This is a genomic window from Streptacidiphilus neutrinimicus, from assembly GCF_000787815.1.
In the GTDB taxonomy this organism is placed as follows: domain Bacteria; phylum Actinomycetota; class Actinomycetes; order Streptomycetales; family Streptomycetaceae; genus Streptacidiphilus; species Streptacidiphilus neutrinimicus.
The window spans coordinates 76611-95616 of sequence record NZ_BBPO01000029.1; the positions used below are offsets into that span (position 1 = coordinate 76611).

Genomic DNA, 19006 nt, shown 5'->3' on the forward strand with positions numbered 1-19006 from the left:
TGGAGTGACGGTTCAGGGGCGCGGGGACTGGGCGAGCAACCACCACCGGCGTGCGGATGGCCCTGCGCGTCGGGGGTCCACCTGCGTGGGCGGCTTGCTCGCGCCCACGCGGCGGAGCCGCCAATCGGCAGAGCCCCGCGCCCCACATGACGACGGCTACGCCATCTTGGCGCGGATCTCCGCCGCCGCGTCCTCGCCGTAGGCTGCGGCGAAGCGGTCGAGGAAGTGGCCGTGGCGGAGCTGGTACTCCTGGGTGCCGACGGTCTCGATGACCAGAGTCGCCAGCATCGCGCCCGTCTGGGCCGCGCGCTCCAGCGACACGCCCCAGGTCAGGCCCGCCATGAAGCCGGCACGGAACGCGTCGCCGACGCCCGTCGGGTCCAGCTTCGCCGTCTCGGCCGGGCAGGAGACGTAGATCGTCGGCTCGCCCTTGCGGTCGATGCGAGCGCCCTTCGCGCCCAGCGTGGTGACGCGGACGCCGACGCGGTCCAGGAACTCGTCCTCGGACCAGCCCGTCTTCGACTCGATCAGGGCCTTCTCGTACTCGTTGGAGAACAGGTAGGCCGCGCCGTCCACCAGGGTGCGGATCGACTCGCCGTCCAGGCGGGCCAGCTGCTGGGAGGGGTCGGCCGCGAAGGCGTAGCCGCGGGTGCGGCACTCCTCGGTGTGGCGGACCATCGCCTCCGGGTCGTCGGCGCCGATCAGGACCAGGTCCAGGCCGCCGACGCGGTCCGCGACCGGCCGCAGCTCGATGTTGCGGGCCTCGCTCATCGCCCCGGTGTAGAAGGAGGCGATCTGGTTGTGGTCCTGGTCGGTGGTGCAGACGAAGCGCGCGGTGTGGCGGGTCTCCGAGATGTGCACCGAGGCGGTGTCGACGCCGTGCCGGTCCAGCCAGGAGCGGTACTCGGAGAAGTCCGCGCCGGCCGCGCCGACCAGCACCGGGCGCAGGCCCAGCACGCCCATGCCGAAGCAGATGTTCGGCGCGACGCCGCCACGCCGCACGTCCAGGGTGTCGACGAGGAAGGAGAGCGAGACCGTGTGGAGCTGGTCGGCCACGAACTGCTCGGCGAAGCGGCCGGGGAAGGTCATCAGGTGGTCGGTGGCGATGGAGCCGGTGACAGCGATACGCACGACGGCGTGCTCCTCGAAGACGGGGGCGAGACGACGTTCTACGGTACCGGCCCCGAACCCGTCGGACACGTGCGCGTTACCGCCCCGTAGGGCTGGAAGGGCGACCCCGCGGGGCCTACTGTCGATCGTGAGACGCCGGTCACAGCGTGCACGGAGCAGCGGCGACCCGGCGTGAGGAGGCCCCGAGATGATGCCCGAGCGGAACCCGGTCCAGATTCCCGCGTACCTGCGCGGCGACGCGGACGCGGACACGTTGGCGGGTCTGGTGGAGCGCGGGCGCAGACTGGGCCGTTTCTGGCCGCCGCTGGCCGTCGAACCGCCCGAGCGCTCCGAACCGCTGCGGCACCCCTCGTTCCGGATCGGCGCCCGTGAGGCGCGTATCTTCGGCGGCCTGCCGGAGTAGCCGACAAAACAGGGGAACCGGTTCCGGGCCTCCCGCGTCCCATGCACGCATCGCAAGGGACAGACCAGGAGGCCTCACCGTGCACACCCATCGTCGCTCCCGCCCCCGCGTTCTCGGCGCGCTGGCCGTGCTGGTGGCCGGCGCCGCAGGCCTGACCGCCTGCGCCTCGAGCTCGACCGCCAGCTCCGGGCCCGCGAGCGTGGTGAGCGGTTCCCCGTCCGGGGCGAGCAGCTCGCCCTCGGGCGGGATCACCCCGGGCGGCCCGATCAAGAACCCCTCCCCGTCGCCCAGCGCGCCGGGCACCGGCGTCAAGCCCTCGCCCCCGAAGCCGGCCCACGGCATCCCGATCTCCGGCTACAACGTCCAGGGGACGGTGCTGACCGTCTACTTCTTCGCCGGGGTGTGCGACAAGCACGGCGTCACCGCGGACCAGTCCCAGTCGGGCGAGGTGCGCGCCACCGTCGTGGTGACCCAGCACGCGCCGACCGGGCAGATGTGCCCGCTGGTGGAGACCCAGCAGCACGCCAGCGTCGACCTCGGCCGTCCCCTGGACGACCGCAAGGTGGTCGACACCAGCACCGGCCTGTCGGTCGCGCCGCAGAAGGCGGGCCTGCCGATGGGCGCGGGCTGAGCGGGGGCCACGGAAACGCGACCGCCCCGGCCGTGGGGCCGGGGCGGTCGCGTGTGAGGGCGGGGCGCTCGATCAGCTGAACGAGTCGCCGCAGGCGCAGGAGCCGGTGGCGTTCGGGTTGTCGATCGTGAAGCCCTGCTTCTCGATCGTGTCCACGAAGTCCACGGTGGCGCCGGCCAGGTAGGGGGCGCTCATGCGGTCGGTGACCACGCTGACGCCGCCGAAGTCGGCCACGACGTCGCCGTCGAGCGAACGCTCGTCGAAGAAGAGCTGGTAGCGCAGGCCGGAGCAGCCGCCGGGCTGCACCGCGACGCGCAGCGCGAGGTCGTCGCGGCCCTCCTGCTCCAGCAGGCTCTTGACCTTGGCCGCGGCGGTGTCGGTGAGGATGATCCCGCTCTCGACGCTGGTCTCGTCCTGGACGGTCATCTGCTTACTCCCGGGATTGACGACGTACTTCCACCGGCGGAAACCGCCGACGCCCCGGAGGTATTCCGGGAGGCTCCATCCCGTCCATGCTCGCACACTCGGCACCGGTCATCACGGCTGCGTACGCCACAGGCGGGCCGCGGATCCGCGGGGCCGGGCCGGGAGCCGCTGACACGGTGGCACCGGCCCTGGAAGGATCGTGTCCGTGCTGCTGCGACCCGTCCACGACTCCGCCGCCGACACCGCCGCCGTCCGGGCCATCGACGCCGCCGCCTTCGACAAGGAGCTCGCGGGCCGGGAGGCGGCCCGCGCCGACGTGCGGACCAGACGGCTGGCCGCCGCCGACCAGCCCGGCTGCTGGTTCGGCGAGGAGGACGGGAAGGCCCTCGGGGTCGCGCTGTCGCTGCGGCGCGAGGGCCTGTGGGGGCTGGCGCTGCTGGCGGTCCGGCCCGAGGCGCAGGGCAAGGGCCTCGGGCGCACGCTGCTGGACCACGCGCTCACCTACGCCCACGGCTGTCTGCGCGGCATGATCGTCGCCGCGGACGACCCGCGCGCCGCGCGCCGCTGCCACGCGGCAGGCTTCCGGTTGCACCCCACGATGGCGCTGACCGGGCGGGTCGACCGCACCGGCCTGCCCGCCACCGGCGGCGTCCCGGTACATCTGGGCGACGCGACCCACTTCGACCTGCTCGACTCCGTCGACCGCCGCACCCGCGGCTCCGCGCACGGCGAGGACCACCTCGCGCTGCTGCGCACCAGCGACGAGCTGCTGCTCGCCGACACCCTCGGCGGCTCGGGCTACTGCTACCGCCTGGGCGGCCGGGTGGTGCTGCTGGCCGCGACCTCCCGCCGGGTCGCCACGGCGCTGCTGACCGAGACCCTGGCGCGGATACCGGACCAGGAGACGGCGGACGTGCGGACGGTGACGGCCGAGCAGGACTGGGCCGTGGACGTGGCCATGGCCGCCGGGCTCGGCGCCGCCACCCGCGGCTACCTGGCCCTGCGCGGCATGAGGCCCCCGACGCACTACCTGCCGTCGGGGGCCTACCTGTGAGCCTGTCGGGCCCTGTGAGCCTTCCGGGCCGGTGATCCTTCGGGGGCCGTCAGACCATGGTGTCCAGGATCTCCCGGACCATGTCCATCGTGGTCCCCGGGTGCAGGAACGCGAAGCGTGCCACGACCTCGCCCTCCCAGCCGGTCGGGGTGACGAAGCCGGTCTGGTCCGCGAGCAGGCGCTCGGACCAGGCGTAGTAGTCCTTCGCGGTCCAGCCCTTGCGCCGGTAGACCACGCTGGACAGCTCCGGCTCGCGGACGACCTCCAGGTCGGGGTACTCCTCGCGGATCAGCGCGGCGGTGTCGCGGGCCAGCGCGATGCCGGTCTCGATCGCCTCGGTGTAGGCGTCGGTGCCGTGCACCGCCAGCGAGAACCACAGCGGCAGGCCGCGGGCGCGCCGCGTCAGGTGGTACGCGTAGTCGGTCGGGTTCCACTCCTGGTCGTGGTCGGAGGTGTGCAGCACGTCCAGGTACGAGGCGTCCTGGGTGTGCACGGCCTTGGCCAGGCGCGGGTCGCGGTAGATCAGCGCGGCGCAGTCGAACGGCGCGAAGAGCCACTTGTGCGGGTCCACGACGAAGGAGTCGGCGTGCTCGATGCCGTTGTACTTCTCCCGCACCGAGGGCGCGAACAGACCCGCGCCGCCGTAGGCGCCGTCGACGTGGAACCAGAGGCCGTGCTCGCGGGCGACCTCGGCGATGCCGGCCAGGTCGTCGACGATGCCGGCGTTGGTGGTGCCCGCGGTGCCGACCACGGCGATGATCGAGCCCGGGTCCCCGTCGGCGGCGATGGCGGCGCGCAGCGCCTCGCCCGTGAGGCGGTGGTCCTTCGTCGGCACGACGAACTTCTCGACGCCGATGATGTTGAGGGTGTTGGTGACCGAGGAGTGGGTCTGGTCGCTGACCGCGATCCGCAGCCGGGCGCCGATGCCGACGCCGAGCCGCTGCCGGGCCACGTCGCGGGCGACGACGAGCGCGGAGAGGTTGCCCGCGGAGCCGCCGGAGACGAAGCAGCCGCCGGCCGTGGCGGGCAGGCCGGCCCGGTCGGCGATCAGGCGCAGCACCTGGTTCTCGGCGGCGATGGCACCGGCCGCCTCCAGCCAGGAGATGCCCTGGAGCGAGGCGCAGGAGACCACCATGTCGAACAGCAGCGCGGCCTTGGTCGGCGCGCAGGGGATGAACGACAGGTACCGGGGACTGTCGGCGGAGATCACCGCGCGCGACAGCTCGTGGTCGTACAGCTTGAGCACGTCCGCAGGATCGTTTCCGCGGTCGCTGAGCAGGCCGTCCAGCGCGGCGTTCAGCTTCTCGCCGTCGCCGGGGTGGTCCAGCGGGACCGGGTCGTACTGCAGGCGCTCCCGCATGTAGTCGAAGACCAGGTCGACCATGCGGGCGTCGTACCGGTGCATGCGGTCGGCGTGGGGCACGGGAGATCCTTCGGTGCACAGGGGGTTGGGGGCACTGCCACACTAGGCACCGCACCGCCCCCGTCGCCTGTCGGAACCCTGCGGTCCGCGCAGGATTCCTGCGCACTCCGGCGCGTCCGTGACGGATTCCCAACCTACGCGGGCTCACCGGACCGAACGGCTACCCGATCAAACGACTCAGCACCACCGTGCTGCGGCTGCGCTGCACGCCGGGCTCGCGCCGGATCCGCTCGATGACCGCCTCCAGGTGCCGCATGTCCGCCGCCCGCAGGTGCACCAGCGCGTCCGCGTCTCCGGTCACCGTCCAGGCGGCGACGACCTCGGGGAACTGACGCAGCGAGGAGAGGATCTCCTCCGGCGGGGTGCGCTCGCGGCAGAAGACCTCGACGAACGCCTCCGTCGTCCAGTCCAGCACGCTCGGGTCCAGCACCACCGTGAAGCCGCGCACCACGCCGCGTTCGCGCAGCCGGTCCACCCGCCGCTTGACCGCCGTCGCGGAGAGGTTCACCAGCAGGCCGATCTCCGCGTAGGAGGCGCGCCCGTCCCGTCCGAGCAGCTCCAGGATCCGGCGGTCGATGTCGTCGAGGGCGACGGTTCTGCTCACGGTGTCGCTGATCGGGGTTCTCGGTGCTGGCACGTGTTCAGCTTTTCACACCCCGATCCTGCACGCGGTGGATCAACAGCCCGGCCGCGACCGAGGCCGCGCAGACCAGCCCGGCCACCAGGACCGTCGGCGAGAAGAGGACCGCCACCGCGCTCACGGGCTGCACCCACAGCGCGATCCCGCGCTTGGTGTGCCGCGAGTGCAGCGCCCAGACGGTGATCAGGTAGACCGCCGCCGGGACGGTCACCCCGAGCGTGGCGGCATGGGCGGAGATGTGCGTCTTGCCGACCGCATGCTCCACGTCCGCCTCGAGCCCGGCGCCGATCGCGGCCGCGGAGAGGAAGACCACGTAGTGGCCGTACCCCCAGCTGAAGGCCTGCCGGTTGGAGCTCAGATGCCCCTCGACCGACCGGGCGAAGTAGATCCACCACGCGGAGAAGCAGATCAGCAGCCCGCCCGCGGCGATCGGCAGCAGCTCCCGCAGCGCCTGGTGCTCGTCGACGGACGACTGGACCGCGATCGTGGCCGCCGAGACCGACTCCCCCAGCACGATCAGGGTGAAGCAGCCGTAGCGCTCGGCGATGTGCCCCGGATGCCAGGCGGTCTGGCCGCCCCGTTCGGCCAGCACCGGCACCCCCAGCTCGATGACCACCGCGATCAGCGCCGCCCAGTACTTGTGGGTCGTCGGCACGTAGAGCAGCCACAGGACCCAGTAGGCCTGGGCGAGAGCCACCCCGGCGGCGTAGCGCAGCGCGACCGTCCGGTGCGCCCCGCTGTTGGCCGCCGCGGCACGCAGCCACTGCGCGATCAGGGCGACGCGCATCACCACGTAGCCGGTCACCGTGACCGCGAAGTCCGCGTCGGCGAAGGCGCGCGGCACCCCGGCGGCCAGGATCAGCGCCCCGACGATCTGCACGAAGGTGCAGATCCGGTAGGGCACGTCGTCGGTGTCGTAGGCGGACGCGAACCAGGTGAAGTTCATCCAGGCCCACCAGATGCCGAAGAAGACGAACAGGTAGCCGAGGATCCCGTGTCGCAGGTGCGCCCCGGTCAGGTCGTGGGCGAGCTGGGAGCCCGCCTGGGCGACCGCGACGACGAAGCACAGGTCGAAGAAGAGCTCCAGCGGCGTGGCGGCCCGGTGCGTCTCGCCGCGACCCCGCGGCCGCATCCGCCTCCCGGTGCCGGACCCGGTGATCGCGTGCTCGCTCATCGCCCCGTACCCTCTCCTTCTGCCCCGCCGCACGATCTGTGCCAGACGATAGGCCAGCTCCCCGGCCCTCATGGGTAGCGCCACCATGGCCATAGCGGGGTACGTCACATTGCCGCGGCGGCCGTCGAAACTGTGATCAGAGCGGGCTATCATAGATAGCGTCAGGTAGACGATAAGGCGTCGGTCCCTCACCGCCGCCGAGCAGGAGGGCACCCGCCCGTGACCACCACCTCCGCGCCCGCGCAGGGCGCCACCTTCGCCGAGCCGGGCGCCACGCCGCTGGCCCTGCTGCTGCTCGGCCGCGAGGCCGACACCGCGAGCGAGCGCGGCGTCGACTGTCCCGGCGACCTCCCCGCCGCCTCCGACCCGGACCTGGTCGCGCGAGCCGCCGCGGCCAAGGCCAGGCTGGGCGACAAGGTCTTCATCCTGGGCCACCACTACCAGCGCGACGAGGTCATCCAGTTCGCCGACGTGACCGGCGACTCCTTCAAGCTGGCCCGCGACGCGGCCGCCCGCCCCGAGGCCGAGTACATCGTCTTCTGCGGCGTGCACTTCATGGCCGAGTCGGCGGACATCCTCACCTCGGACCGCCAGCAGGTCGTCCTGCCGGACCTGGCCGCCGGCTGCTCGATGGCCGACATGGCCACCGCCGAGCAGGTCGCCGAGTGCTGGGACCAGCTGGTCGACGCGGGCGTCGCCGACAGCGTCGTGCCGGTCGCCTACATGAACTCCTCCGCCGACATCAAGGCCTTCACCGGTCGGCACGGCGGCACCATCTGCACCTCCTCCAACGCCAAGCGCGCCCTGGAGTGGGCCTTCGAGAAGGGCGAGAAGGTCCTCTTCCTGCCCGACCAGCACCTGGGCCGCAACACCGCGGTCAAGGAGATGGGCTTCTCGCTGGACGACTGCGTCGTCTACAACCCGCACAAGCCGAACGGCGGCCTCACCGCCGAGGAGCTGCGCGCGGCGAAGATGATCCTGTGGCGCGGCCACTGCTCCGTCCACGGCCGCTTCAGCCTCGACTCGGTGAACGAGGTCCGCGATCGCGTCCCGGGCGTCACCGTGCTGGTGCACCCCGAATGCAAGCACGAGGTCGTCGAGGCCGCCGACATGGTCGGCTCCACGGAGTACATCATCAAGGCCCTGGACGCGGCCGAGCCGGGCTCCAAGTGGGCCATCGGCACCGAGCTCAACCTGGTCCGCCGCCTGGCGAAGGCGCACCCGGACAAGGAGATCGTCTTCCTGGACCGCACGGTGTGCTTCTGCAGCACGATGAACCGCATCGACCTGCCGCACCTGGTCTGGGCCCTGGAGTCGCTGGCGGACGGCCGCGTGCCGAACGTCATCACGGTGGACCCGGAGACGGAGAAGTTCGCCAAGGCGGCGCTCGACCAGATGCTCGCGCTGCCGTAGCAGTTGCAACACCCAGGGGCGCGAGGAGCTGCGCGGCCGACCATCCGCTCACGTAGAGCGGTGGCTGGTCGCGCAGTTCCTCGCGCCCCTCATGTTCTGCAACTTATCCGGGGATCAAGCCGTCCGACTTCAGCAGGGCCCGGGTCTCCTCCAGCGTCGCGTCCGCGTAGGGAAGCGTCGCGTCCGAGACGCCGAGGTAGTCGGCCGCCACCGGCGTGCCGCCCTCCCGGACCGCGCCGAGCAGCGCGGCCAGACTGACGTGGAACTCCCGCTCGTCGCCGTTGTCCAGCGCGGCCAGCACCGCGTTGTCCAGCTCGTTGAGGTGCTCGACCAGGGTGTCGGGCACCTCGAACTGCCCCTCCGAAAGGATCCTGACGATCACGCCGCTCCCCCTCAGCCCTCGTGCGGGCGCTGGTCCTGCGGCGCCTGGTAGGGGTTCTGCTGCGGAGCGGGCTGCGGGGCCGCCTGCGGCTGGCCCTGCTCGATCGCCGGGGTCGGCGCGCTGCCGCCGCCCAGCTCGGCCTTCATCCTGGCCAGCTCCAGCTCGACGTCCGAGCCGGCGGACATGCGGTCCAGCTCGGCCGAGATGTCGTCCTTGCGCATGCCGGACGGGTCGTCGAGCGCGCCGCTGGCCAGCAGCTCGTCGATCGCGCCCGCACGGGCCTGCAGCTGCGCCGTCTTGTCCTCGGCCCGCTGGATGGCCAGGCCGACGTCGCCCATCTCCTCCGAGATCCCGGAGAAGGACTCCGCGATCTGGGTCTGCGCCTGGGCGGCGCTGTACTGGGCCTTGATGGTCTCCTTCTTGGTACGGAAGGCGTCCACCTTGGCCTGCAGCCGCTGCGAGGCGAGCGTGAGCTTCTCCTCCTCGCCCTGCAGCTGCTGGTACTGGACCTCGAGGTCCTGCACCTGCTGCTGCACGCCGGCGCGGCGCGTCAGCGCCTCGCGGGCCAGGTCCTCACGGCCGAGGGACAGCGCCTTGCGACCCTGCTCCTCCAGCTTCGAGGACTGCTGCTGGAGCTGCGTGAGCTGCAGCTCGAGTCGCTTGCGGCTGGTCGCCACGTCCGCGACGCCACGACGCACCTTCTGCAGCAGCTCCAGCTGCTTCTGGTACGAGTAATCCAGCGTCTCGCGCGGATCCTCCGCGCGATCCAAGGCCTTGTTGGCCTTGGCGCGGAAGATCATCCCCATCCGCTTCATAATTCCGTCGCTCATGGGCTTCGCGCGCCCCCTTCTCCGACCTGCCGGTTTCGCCGTCTTCTCGCTACCCAAGCCTACGGGTCGCGCGGCCCTCGCCGCAGCGATCCGCGCTGCAACAAGACTGCTACAGCAAAGAGCATGACTGCCTCATCCGTGGGACTGATCGAGCCCTGGTCGATCTACGCCGCGCGACGGAGAAGGATCCCTGACGAAGCCCACTACCCGGGGGGCTGGGGAATACACCGGCTGACCACGTACTCTTGCTGTGTGTTCCGACGTAGCTCCCAGGATGCCCCCGCCGACGCCGCCACCCTCGTCGAGGACGAGGCCGCCGACGCGAAGAAGGCCGTGCCCACGGCGGAGGCCCCCAAGGGCCGCCCGACGCCGAAGCGCAACGCCTCCACCACCAACCAGCGCGGTCGCGCCTACGTCCCGCCGGACCGCAAGGCCGCCGCGAAGAAGGCCCGCGAGACCGGCCGCGACGACCGCGCCCGCCAGATGGCGGCCATGCGCGGCGAGGGCGACCCGCGCGACCTGCCGCCGCGTGACGCCGGACCGGTCCGCACGTTCGTGCGTGACTACGTCGACTCGCGCTGGACGGCGCTCGAGTTCGCGATGCCGGTGGTCATCCTGATCTTCCTGATCGCGACGCTGCTGCGCAGCGCCTCGATCGTGGTGGTCGCCACGCTCTCCCTCTACGCGGTGATCCTGCTGATCATCGTCGCCACCTTCTTCTTCGCGCGCGGTCTGCGCAAGGAGCTCGCGCGGCGCTTCCCGAACCAGAACACCAAGGGCGCCGTCGCCTACGGTCTGCTGCGCTCCTCCAACATCCGGAAGATGCGTCTGCCCAAGCCCGCCGTCAAGCGGGGGCAGCGGCCCTGACCAGCCACCCGGGTCCCTGGGGGGGCTATCCCGGTTACTCGTACTCGCCCCTGGGCCCCTGCCCGGGGGCGGACGAGTCCACGATGGTGCTGCCCGCGCAACGCGTGGTCCAGCCGCCCGCGGCGTGGCCCCCGTCTCCGCCCGCCGCCCCGGCCGGGTTCACGCCCCGCGCGCAGGCCTGGCCGCCCAAGCTCGGCGGGCTGCGCGACGTGGTGCGCCAGGAGCTCGTCTCCCGGCAGCTCGACGAGCAGATCGCCCAGCGGTTCGGCGTGCTGGCCCCGCTGCGCGTCCTCGACGTCGGCTGCGGCCAGGCCACCCACGCCCTGCGGCTGGCCCGCGGCGGCCATCAGGTCACCGGCCTCGACCCCGAGCCGGCCACGCTGACCGCCGCCCGCCAGGCCCTCGCCCTGGAGGCGCCCGAGGTGCAGGCCCGGGTGCAGTTACTGCAGGGCTGCGGCGAGGACTGCGGCCGCTGGTTCGGCCCCGCCGCGTTCGACCTGGTGCTCTGCCACGGCGTGCTGATGTACCTGCCCGAGCCCGGCCCGCTGCTGGCGGCGCTGGCCCGGATACTGGCCCCCGGCGGCCTGCTGTCCGTGCTGGTCCGCAACGGAGACGGGCTCGCCATGCGGCCCGGCCTGGCCGGCGACTGGGCGGGCGCGGTGGCCGCGCTGCGCGGGAACGGCCCCGCCGACCAGCCCGGCTCCACGTACCGGCGGGACTCCACCGACCGTCCGGGCCTGCCCGCCCGCGCCGACCGCCGCGAGACGCTCGTCCGCACGCTCGCCGAGCTCGACGTGCCGGTCCGCGCCTGGTACGGGGTGCGGGTCTTCACCGACCTGGCCGCCGACGAGGCCCCGCTGCCGGCCGAGCCGGAGCTCTCGGCCCTGCTGGAGGCCGAGGACGCCGCCGCCCGCACCGACCCGTACCGGCAGGTCGCGGCACTGGTCCATCTGGTCGGCGCCCGTCCGTGAGGCGAGCGGACGCGGCCTGCGACTAGGCTCGGCCCCATGGAGTTCCGTCACCTGGGCCGCAGCGGCCTCGTCATTTCCGAGATCGCCTACGGCAACTGGCTCACCCATGGGTCCCAGGTCGAGGAGGACGCGGCCATCGCCTGCGTCCACGCCGCACTCGACGCCGGGATCACCACCTTCGACACCGCCGACGTCTACGCCGCCACCCGCGCGGAGTCCGTCCTCGGCCGGGCTCTGTCCGGCCAGCGCCGCGAGGGCCTGGAGATCTTCACCAAGGTCTACTGGCCCACCGGCCCCGGAAAGAACGACACCGGCCTCAGCCGCAAGCACATCATGGAGTCGATCAACGGCTCCCTGAAGCGGCTGCAGACCGACTACGTCGACCTCTACCAGGCGCACCGCTACGACCACGCCACGCCGCTCGAGGAGACCATGGTCGCCTTCGCGGACATCGTGCACGCGGGCAAGGCCCACTACATCGGCGTCTCCGAGTGGACCGCCGACCAGATCCGCGCCGCGCACGCCTACGCCCAGGAGCTGCGCGTCCCGCTGGTCTCCTCCCAGCCGCAGTACTCCGCCCTGTGGCGGGTCATCGAGGCCGAGGTCGTGCCGACCTGCGAGGAGCTGGGCATCGGCCAGATCGTCTGGTCGCCCATCGCCCAGGGCGTGCTGACCGGCAAGTACCTGCCGGGCCAGCAGCCGCCGGCCGGCTCGCGCGCCACCGACGACAAGGGCGGCGCCAACATGATCTCCCGCTGGATGCGCGACGACGTCCTCACGCGCGTGCAGCAGCTGAAGCCGCTCGCCGACGACGCCGGGCTGACGCTCGCTCAGCTCTCTGTCGCCTGGGTGCTGCAGAACCCCAACGTGTCCGCGGCCATCATCGGCGCCTCCCGTCCCCAGCAGGTCGCGGAGAACGTCAAGGCGGCCGGCGTGAAGCTGGACGCCGGGCTGCTGAAGGCCATGGACGAGATCCTCGCCCCGGTCGCCGAGTTCGACCCGGCCAAGACCGAGGAGAACGCCCCCAGCCAGCGCCCGAACTGACGCGCACGCAGAGAAGAAGGGTCCGGGGCGAACGCCCCGGACCCCTTCTCGTCACTGGTGCAGGCTCATCGGCCCGTAGATCTTCTCGCCGTCCTCCAGCAGCACCACCTGGTCGACGCCGTCCGCGAGCAGCTCCTTCCAGGTCTCGCCGATCCACGTCTCCGCGTCGCCCTGGGTGGGGAACTCCTCGACCCCGTTCGGCGCCGGCACCACCGATCCGTCGAGCTTCTCGTACCGCCAGGTCCACACCATGCCGGGCTCCTCTCGCCCTCGCTGACCGACCGCGCCCTCTCAACAACGTGACAGTACCCGGCACAATGGCCCGATGCGCCTCCTCGACCGTCTCGTCCCCCGCCACGGTCCCCGTCGCACCCTGCTGCTCGGCGGCGCGCGGTCCGGAAAGTCCTCCCTGGCCGAGCGGCTGCTGGCCGACGCCGCCGACGTGACCTACGTCGCCACCGCCGGACGCCGCGAGGGCGACGCCGAGTGGGCCGAGCGCGTCGAACTGCACCGGGTACGCCGCCCCGCGGGCTGGCGCACCGTGGAGACCTGCGAACTGCCGCCGCTGCTGGCCGAGAAGGGCGGCCCGCTGCTGGTGGACTGCCTGGCCCTGTGGCTGACCGACGCCATGGACCGGGTCGGCGCCTGGGAGGAGGAGCGCTGGTACGGCGGCGGGGAACGGGAGTTGCGCGATCGGACCGCCGAGCTGGTCCGGGCGCTGGCCGCGAGCCCGCGCCGGGTGGTCGCGGTCAGCAACGAGGTGGGCAGCGGCGTGGTGCCGGCCACCGTCTCGGGCCGCCGGTTCCGCGACGAGCTGGGCCGCCTCAACGCGGCCGTCGCCGACGTCTGCGACGACGTCCGGCTGGTGGTCGCGGGCCGGGCGCTGCGTTTGTCGGATCGGTGACGGTAACGTTCCCGCCGTGACGACCTTCGACCTCGACGAGATCTCCGCGCGGCTGGCGCGGCCCGACGACGAGTACCGCCTCGCCGCGGAGGAGCGCTTCGCCGCGCTCGACCTGCCGCGCGGCTCGCTGGGCGAGCTGCAGGACCTGGCCGGCTGGCTGGCCGCGGTCCAGGGCAAGGTCCCGACCAAGCCGCTCACCCGGGTCAAGGTCCTGGTCTTCGCCGCCGACCACGGCATCGCCTCGCTCGGCGTCTCGATGCTGCCGCCCGGCTCCACCGAGCGCCGGGTGCGCAGCATCCTCGACGGCACCGCGCCCGTCAACGTGCTGGCCCGTCAGTTCGGCGCGCAGGTACGCGTGGTGGACATGGCCGTCGACGCGGCCGAGGACGCCTTCCCGGCCGAGGTGAGCCGGCGCCGGGTCCGCCGCGGCTCGGGCCGGATCGACGTGGAGAACGCGCTCACCCGGGAGCAGGCCGAGCAGGCCTTCGCCGCGGGCGTCGCGCTCGCCGACGAGGAGGCCGACTCCGGCACCGACCTCGTCGTCCTCGGCGACCTCGGCGTCGGCTCCACCACGGTGGCCGCCGTCCTGATCGGCGTGCTGTGCGGCACCGACGCGGCCGTCGTCACCGGACGCGGCTCCGGCATCGACGACCGGATCTGGATGGTCAAGTGCGCGGCCATCCGCGACTCGCTGCGCCGGGCCCGCCCGGTGCTGGCCGACCAGATCGACCTGTTGGCCGCCGTCGGCGGCGCGGACTTCGCCGCGATGGCGGGCTTCCTGCTCCAGTGCGCGATGCGCCGCCTGCCGGTGCTGCTGGACGGCGTGGTCGGAACCGCCTGCGCGCTGGTCGCCCAGCGGATCGCGTTCCGGGCGCCGGAGTGGTGGCGCGCCGGGCAGGTCACCGGCGAGCCGGCCCAGGCCAAGGCGTACGAGCGGATGGGCATCACGCCGCTTCTCGACCAGCGCGTGGCCGTCGGCGCGGGCGCGGGCGCGCTCATGTCGCTGCCACTGCTCCAGGCCGCCGCCGCGCTGCTCGCCGAGCTGCCACTGCCCGCGCCCCCGCCGGTCGAGAAGCCGTCGGACGAGAAGCCTGCCGAGGACTGAGTGCTCGTACGGCTTCTCGAACCACTGCGCTTCGCCTTCGGCACCCTGTCCGTCCTCCCCGTTCGGGTGAACCGCTGGGACCGGCCGACGGCCGGACGGGCGATATCCGTGGCCCCCGTGGTCGGCCTCGTGCTCGGCGGCCTCGCGGCCGGCTTCGCGACGCTGCTGGCCTGGGCCCACACCGGTTCGCTGCTGGCGGCCGTGGCCGGGGTCGCCGCGCTGGCGGCGCTCACCCGGGGACTGCACCTGGACGGCTTGGCGGACGTCGCCGACGGGCTCGGCAGCAACCGTCCCCCGGACGCGGCTCTGAAGATCATGAAGGCCTCGGACATCGGCCCGTTCGGGGTGCTGGTGCTGGTGCTCACCCTGCTGGCGCAGGTGGCGGCCGTCGCCCGGTGCTTCGACCTGGGCCTGCCCAAGGGCGCGTTCGCGCTGGGCCTGGCGGCCGTGACCTCACGCATCGCGCTGCTGCGGGGCTGCGCCGTCGGCGTCCCCTCGGCCCGCGAGGACGGGCTCGGCGCGATGGTCGCCGGCACCGTGCCGCGGCTGCGCGGGGCCGTCGTCACCCTGGTGGTCGCCGTGGGCCTCGCCCTGGCGGGCTGGGCCACCGCCCGCTACGCGCAGAACCAGCTGCCGCTGGCGCTCGGCACGGTCGTCTCCGTGGTCGGCGCGCTCGGGCTGGCCGCCCTGCTGCTGACGCACTGCCTGCGCCGTTTCGGTGGAATCACCGGAGATGTCCTGGGTGCGATGGTCGAGGTCGCGGCCACCGGGGCGCTGGTTCTCTGGACGCTTTTTGCAGCTGCCACCCCGTAGAGGGGTGCTGTCTCGAAATTTCGGCGGCCGAGACGGCGCGGGGGCTCAATATGCGGACTACCATGCCAGGAGCCGGTCTGTTCACCCGCCGTGGCCGCGCCATGGGACGACGCCTGCCCGCACCCGGACAGACACGAGCACCCCGACTCTCGCATCGCTTACTTTTCGACAGAACAGGACGCATTCCGTGACTGCAGTGTCTTTGAGCACCTCCACGGCCACCGCGCTGCGCGCGGACGCCGTCGTCGTGGCCGTGGCCAAGGGCCCCAAGGGCCTTGTCCTCGCCCCCGGAGCCGAGGCGGTCGACGAGGCGTTCGAGGGCCGCCTCGCCGAGGTGCTCACCACCGTCGGCGCCACCGGCGCCGAGGGCGAGGCCGTGAAGGTGCCCGCCCCCGCGAGCCTGAAGAGCCCGCTGGTGCTGGCCGTGGGCCTGGGCGACGCGGCCGAGGACGGCTACTCGGCCGAGGCGCTGCGCACCGCCGCGGGCGTGGCCGCGCGCACCCTGCACGGCACCAAGAAGGCCGGCTTCGCCCTGCCCGCCGCCGACGCCGCCTCCGTCGAGGCCCTCACCCTCGGCGCGCTGCTGGGCGCCTACACCTTCACCGCCTGCCGCAGCGACAACGGGAAGGCCGACGCGAAGACCCCGCTGGCCGAGGTCGCGATCACCGGCACCAAGCGTGGCGACAAGGCGGCCAAGGCCGCCGTCGAGCGCGGCACGATCCTCGCCGAGGAGATGAACCGCACCCGCGACTTGGTCAACATGCCGCCGAACGACCTCTACCCGAAGTCCTTCGCCGAGATCGCCACCACGGCCGGCAAGGAGCTGGGCGTCAAGGTCGAGGTGCTCGACGAGAAGGCGCTGACCAAGGGCGGCTACGGCGGCATCCTCGGCGTAGGCGGCGGCTCGGCCCGCTCGCCGCGCCTGGTCAAGGTCGCCTACACGCACCCCAAGGCCAAGGCCTCGCTCGCCTTCATCGGCAAGGGCATCACCTACGACTCGGGCGGCATCTCCCTCAAGCCGGCCGGCCACAACGAGACCATGAAGTGCGACATGGCCGGCGCCGGCGCCGTCTTCGCCTCCGTGCTCGCCGCCGCCAAGCTGGGCCTCCAGGTCAACGTCACCGGCTGGCTGGCGCTGGCGGAGAACATGCCCTCCGGTGCGGCGACCCGCCCCGGCGACGTGCTGCGCATGTACGGCGGCAAGACCGTCGAGGTCCTCAACACCGACGCCGAGGGCCGCCTGGTGCTGGCCGACGCCATCGTCCGCGCGGGCGAGGAGAAGCCGGACTACATCGTCGACGTCGCCACCCTGACCGGCGCCATGGTGATGGCGCTGGGCAGCCGCACCTTCGGCGTCATGGCCAACGACGACGCCTTCCGCAGCACGGTGACCGAGCTGGCCGAGTCCGTGGGCGAGCCCGCCTGGGCCATGCCGATGCCCGCGCACCTGCGCAAGCCGATGGACTCCACCGTCGCCGACATCTCCAACATGGGCGAGCGCATGGGCGGCGGCCTGGTCGCCGGCCTGTTCCTCAAGGAGTTCGTCGCCGACGGCATCACCTGGGCGCACCTGGACATCGCCGGCCCGGCCTTCAACGAGGGCGCGCCGTTCGGCTACACCCCCAAGGGCGGCACCGCGACGGCCGTGCGCACCCTGGTCGCCCTCGCCGAGCACGCCGCCGACGGCAAGCTGTAATGATCTACTGAGGGGTAACCCTTGATCGGGGCCCCCGCCTTCGTTCGCCCTGGGCGAACAGAGGCGGGGGTCCTTCGACGTTCCGCCGGAAACCCTTCTGACCTGGCTCCCTTCCCCGCACCGGAATTTGCCTCTCGACCTGCGGAAACAGACAATTCCTCGCGAGGCACCCACCCCGGCCCCACGGGGGGAGCCGGTCCACACCCTGGCCCGGTCCCTCATCACCGCACGACAAGTGCGAGGATGTATCTCCGGCACGACGGGTCTCCCCACAAGGGAGCACCACACCCGGCCGGCGATCGACCGGGAGCATCCGCACCCTTTGCATGGAGGACGTGACGTGGCGAACGACGCCAGCACCGTTTTCGACGTAGTCATTCTCGGAGGCGGAAGCGGCGGTTACGCCGCGGCGCTGCGGGCGGCCCAGCTGGGTCTGCAGGTCGCGCTGATCGAGAAGAACAAGCTCGGCGGCACCTGCCTGCACCAGGGCTGCATCCCGACCAAGGCGCTGCTGCACGCCGGCGAGGTCGCCGACCAGACCCGCGAGGCCGCGGGCTTCGGCGTCAAGGCCGTCTTCGAGGGCATCGACATCAACGCGGTCCACGCGTACAAGGACGGCGTCGTCTCCGGCCTGTACAAGGGCCTGCAGGGCCTGGTCGCCAGCCGCAAGATCACGTATGTCGAGGGCGAGGGCCGCCTGTCCTCCGCGACCTCCGTCGACGTGAACGGCCAGCGCTACACGGGCCGCCACATCGTGCTGGCCACCGGCTCCGTGCCGAAGTCCCTGCCGGGCCTGGCCATCGACGGCGACCGGATCATCTCCTCCGACCACGCGCTGACCCTCGACCGCGTGCCGAAGTCCGCGATCGTGCTCGGCGGCGGCGTCATCGGCGTCGAGTTCGCATCCGTCTGGAAGTCGTTCGGCGCCGAGGTCACCATCATCGAGGCACTGCCGCACCTGGCCCCGCTCGAGGACGAGAACTCCTCCAAGCTGCTGGAGCGCGCCTTCCGCAAGCGCGGCATCAAGTTCGAGCTGGGCGCCCGCTTCTCCGGCGTCGAGTACACCGCGACCGGTGTCCGCGCCTCCCTGGAGAACGGCAAGCAGGTCGAGGCCGACCTGATGCTCGTCGCCGTCGGCCGCGGCCCGGTCTCGCAGAACCTCGGCTACGAGGAGGCCGGGGTCGCCATGGACCGCGGCTACGTCCTGGTCGACGAGTACTGCCAGACCAACGTGCCCACCATCTCCGCCGTCGGCGACCTGATCCCGACGCTGCAGCTGGCCCACGTCGGCTTCGCCGAGGGCATCCTGGTGGCCGAGCGCATCGCCGGTCTCAAGGTCGTCCCGATCGACTACGACGGCGTGCCGCGCGTGACCTACTGCAACCCCGAGGTCGCCTCCGTCGGCATCACCGAGGCCAAGGCCAAGGAGCTCTACGGCGACGACAAGGTCGTCACCGCAAAGTTCAACCTGGCCGGCAACGGCAAGAGCAAGATCCTGAAGACCGCGGGCGAGATCAAGCTGGTCCAGGTCAAGGACGGAGCGGTCGTCGGCGTGCACATGGTCGGCGAGCGCATGGGCGAGCAGGTCGGCGAGGCCCAGCTGATCTACAACTGGGAGGCCCTGCCCGCCGAGGTGGCGCAGCTGATCCACGCGCACCCCACTCAGAACGAGGCCCTCGGCGAGGCGCACCTCGCGCTGGCGGGCAAGCCGCTGCACAATCACGACTGACAACCCTCGTCGCACGCCAACCATCCGCAACGCACCACAAGGAGCAACTGAAACCATGGCGGTCTCAGTAACACTGCCCGCACTCGGCGAGAGCGTGACCGAGGGCACCGTCACCCGTTGGCTGAAGGCCGAGGGCGAGCGCGTCGAGGCCGACGAGCCGCTGCTCGAGGTCTCCACCGACAAGGTCGACACCGAGATCCCGGCCCCCGCCTCCGGCATCCTGGCCTCCATCAAGGTCGCCGAGGACGAGACCGTCGAGGTCGGCGCCGAGCTGGCCATCATCGACGACGGCTCCGGCGCTCCGGTCGCCGCCCCGGCCCCGGCCGCTGCCGCCGCTCCGGCTCCCGCCGCCCCCGCGCCGGTCGAGACC

20 protein-coding genes and 1 pseudogene are annotated in these 19006 nt (G+C 72.3%); 13 read left to right on the forward strand and 8 right to left on the reverse strand.

Features of this window, described 5'->3' with window-relative positions; all coding sequences use genetic code 11:
- Positions 1 to 156 precede the first annotated feature (156 nt).
- Positions 157 to 1131, reverse strand: a complete 975-nt coding sequence (locus TR48_RS19760) for a carbohydrate kinase family protein (protein WP_042369230.1) — start codon at positions 1129 to 1131, stop codon at positions 157 to 159.
- 187 nt (positions 1132 to 1318) lie between these two features.
- Between TR48_RS19760 and TR48_RS19765 the strand changes: the two genes are divergently transcribed.
- Both TR48_RS19765 and TR48_RS19770 read left to right on the forward strand, forming a co-directional pair.
- A complete protein-coding gene (locus TR48_RS19765; RefSeq protein ID WP_042369164.1) occupies positions 1319 to 1534 on the forward strand; it encodes a hypothetical protein in 216 nt (71 codons plus the stop codon).
- Positions 1535 to 1613: 79 nt separating this feature from the next.
- Positions 1614 to 2165 carry a hypothetical protein gene (locus tag TR48_RS19770; RefSeq protein WP_042369166.1) on the forward strand — a complete coding sequence of 184 codons (552 nt, stop codon included), beginning with the start codon at positions 1614 to 1616 and terminating at the stop codon, positions 2163 to 2165.
- A 72-nt stretch (positions 2166 to 2237) separates the two neighbouring features.
- On the opposite strand, the gene erpA is transcribed toward TR48_RS19770, so the two are convergent.
- Positions 2238 to 2591: an iron-sulfur cluster insertion protein ErpA gene (gene erpA / locus TR48_RS19775; protein ID WP_042369169.1), complete on the reverse strand. Its 354-nt coding sequence runs from the start codon at positions 2589 to 2591 to the stop codon at positions 2238 to 2240.
- 205 nt (positions 2592 to 2796) lie between these two features.
- Here erpA and TR48_RS19780 point away from each other — a divergent pair, with 205 nt between their 5' ends.
- Positions 2797 to 3645, forward strand: a complete 849-nt coding sequence (locus TR48_RS19780) for a GNAT family N-acetyltransferase (RefSeq protein ID WP_042369171.1) — start codon at positions 2797 to 2799, stop codon at positions 3643 to 3645.
- 49 nt (positions 3646 to 3694) lie between these two features.
- On the opposite strand, the gene TR48_RS19785 is transcribed toward TR48_RS19780, so the two are convergent.
- The 3 genes from TR48_RS19785 to TR48_RS19795 all read right to left on the reverse strand — a co-directional run bounded on the left by TR48_RS19785 (position 3695) and on the right by TR48_RS19795 (position 6882).
- On the reverse strand, positions 3695 to 5068 hold the full coding sequence (locus TR48_RS19785) for a pyridoxal phosphate-dependent decarboxylase family protein (RefSeq protein WP_236652230.1): 1374 nt from the start codon (positions 5066 to 5068) through the stop codon (positions 3695 to 3697).
- A 160-nt stretch (positions 5069 to 5228) separates the two neighbouring features.
- Complete coding sequence (locus tag TR48_RS19790; RefSeq protein WP_042369172.1) at positions 5229 to 5672, reverse strand: Lrp/AsnC family transcriptional regulator; 444 nt, start codon at positions 5670 to 5672, stop codon at positions 5229 to 5231.
- A 37-nt stretch (positions 5673 to 5709) separates the two neighbouring features.
- A complete protein-coding gene (locus TR48_RS19795) occupies positions 5710 to 6882 on the reverse strand; it encodes a low temperature requirement protein A (protein ID WP_042369174.1) in 1173 nt (390 codons plus the stop codon).
- Between the two features lie 219 nt (positions 6883 to 7101).
- Here TR48_RS19795 and nadA point away from each other — a divergent pair, with 219 nt between their 5' ends.
- The gene (nadA, locus tag TR48_RS19800; protein ID WP_042369176.1) at positions 7102 to 8295 is read left to right on the forward strand and encodes a quinolinate synthase NadA; all 1194 of its coding nucleotides are present in this window, start codon (positions 7102 to 7104) and stop codon (positions 8293 to 8295) included.
- 103 nt (positions 8296 to 8398) lie between these two features.
- Here the strand turns inward: nadA and pspAA are convergent, their stop codons facing one another.
- Together pspAA and TR48_RS19810 are read right to left on the reverse strand one after the other, a co-directional pair.
- The gene (pspAA, locus tag TR48_RS19805; protein ID WP_042369178.1) at positions 8399 to 8677 is read right to left on the reverse strand and encodes a PspA-associated protein PspAA; all 279 of its coding nucleotides are present in this window, start codon (positions 8675 to 8677) and stop codon (positions 8399 to 8401) included.
- Positions 8678 to 8688: 11 nt separating this feature from the next.
- A complete protein-coding gene (locus TR48_RS19810; RefSeq protein ID WP_236652231.1) occupies positions 8689 to 9507 on the reverse strand; it encodes a PspA/IM30 family protein in 819 nt (272 codons plus the stop codon).
- A gap of 252 nt (positions 9508 to 9759) precedes the next feature.
- Here TR48_RS19810 and TR48_RS19815 point away from each other — a divergent pair, with 252 nt between their 5' ends.
- From TR48_RS19815 to TR48_RS19825, 3 genes are all read left to right on the forward strand, one after another.
- Positions 9760 to 10374, forward strand: coding sequence for a DUF3043 domain-containing protein (locus TR48_RS19815; RefSeq protein ID WP_042369188.1), 615 nt, complete (start codon positions 9760 to 9762; stop codon positions 10372 to 10374).
- 83 nt (positions 10375 to 10457) lie between these two features.
- Positions 10458 to 11345, forward strand: coding sequence for a class I SAM-dependent methyltransferase (locus TR48_RS19820; protein ID WP_174501723.1), 888 nt, complete (start codon positions 10458 to 10460; stop codon positions 11343 to 11345).
- A gap of 36 nt (positions 11346 to 11381) precedes the next feature.
- Positions 11382 to 12389 carry an aldo/keto reductase family protein gene (locus TR48_RS19825; protein WP_042369189.1) on the forward strand — a complete coding sequence of 336 codons (1008 nt, stop codon included), beginning with the start codon at positions 11382 to 11384 and terminating at the stop codon, positions 12387 to 12389.
- Between the two features lie 51 nt (positions 12390 to 12440).
- Here the strand turns inward: TR48_RS19825 and TR48_RS19830 are convergent, their stop codons facing one another.
- Positions 12441 to 12641, reverse strand: coding sequence for a hypothetical protein (locus tag TR48_RS19830; RefSeq protein WP_042369190.1), 201 nt, complete (start codon positions 12639 to 12641; stop codon positions 12441 to 12443).
- Positions 12642 to 12750: 109 nt separating this feature from the next.
- Here TR48_RS19830 and TR48_RS19835 point away from each other — a divergent pair.
- The 6 genes and pseudogenes from TR48_RS19835 to TR48_RS19860 form a co-directional block, all read left to right on the forward strand.
- Positions 12751 to 13293, forward strand: a pseudogene (locus TR48_RS19835) (bifunctional adenosylcobinamide kinase/adenosylcobinamide-phosphate guanylyltransferase); the annotation flags it as partial.
- 16 nt (positions 13294 to 13309) lie between these two features.
- Positions 13310 to 14398, forward strand: coding sequence for a nicotinate-nucleotide--dimethylbenzimidazole phosphoribosyltransferase (gene cobT, locus TR48_RS19840; RefSeq protein ID WP_042369192.1), 1089 nt, complete (start codon positions 13310 to 13312; stop codon positions 14396 to 14398).
- Positions 14399 to 15211 carry an adenosylcobinamide-GDP ribazoletransferase gene (locus tag TR48_RS19845; RefSeq protein WP_042369194.1) on the forward strand — a complete coding sequence of 271 codons (813 nt, stop codon included), beginning with the start codon at positions 14399 to 14401 and terminating at the stop codon, positions 15209 to 15211.
- 187 nt (positions 15212 to 15398) lie between these two features.
- Entirely contained in the window at positions 15399 to 16907 is a 1509-nt protein-coding gene (locus TR48_RS19850; protein ID WP_042369202.1) for a leucyl aminopeptidase, read from the forward strand.
- 340 nt (positions 16908 to 17247) lie between these two features.
- Positions 17248 to 18636 carry a dihydrolipoyl dehydrogenase gene (gene lpdA / locus TR48_RS19855; RefSeq protein WP_042369205.1) on the forward strand — a complete coding sequence of 463 codons (1389 nt, stop codon included), beginning with the start codon at positions 17248 to 17250 and terminating at the stop codon, positions 18634 to 18636.
- Between the two features lie 55 nt (positions 18637 to 18691).
- A partial coding sequence (locus tag TR48_RS19860) for a biotin/lipoyl-containing protein (protein ID WP_042369207.1) occupies positions 18692 to 19006 on the forward strand: 315 nt, incomplete at its 3' end.

What these genes read in the sequence shown, in the direction of transcription:
- TR48_RS19765 (WP_042369164.1), top strand. Translation starts at nt 1,319, where the DNA reads ATGATGCCCGAGCGGAACCCGGTCCAGATTCCCGCGTACCTGCGCGGC.
- erpA (WP_042369169.1), bottom strand. Translation starts at nt 2,591, where the DNA reads ATGACCGTCCAGGACGAGACCAGCGTCGAGAGCGGGATCATCCTCACC.
- TR48_RS19795 (WP_042369174.1), bottom strand. Translation starts at nt 6,882, where the DNA reads ATGAGCGAGCACGCGATCACCGGGTCCGGCACCGGGAGGCGGATGCGG.
- TR48_RS19810 (WP_236652231.1), bottom strand. Translation starts at nt 9,507, where the DNA reads ATGAGCGACGGAATTATGAAGCGGATGGGGATGATCTTCCGCGCCAAG.
- TR48_RS19820 (WP_174501723.1), top strand. Translation starts at nt 10,458, where the DNA reads ATGGTGCTGCCCGCGCAACGCGTGGTCCAGCCGCCCGCGGCGTGGCCC.
- TR48_RS19825 (WP_042369189.1), top strand. Translation starts at nt 11,382, where the DNA reads ATGGAGTTCCGTCACCTGGGCCGCAGCGGCCTCGTCATTTCCGAGATC.
- TR48_RS19830 (WP_042369190.1), bottom strand. Translation starts at nt 12,641, where the DNA reads ATGGTGTGGACCTGGCGGTACGAGAAGCTCGACGGATCGGTGGTGCCG.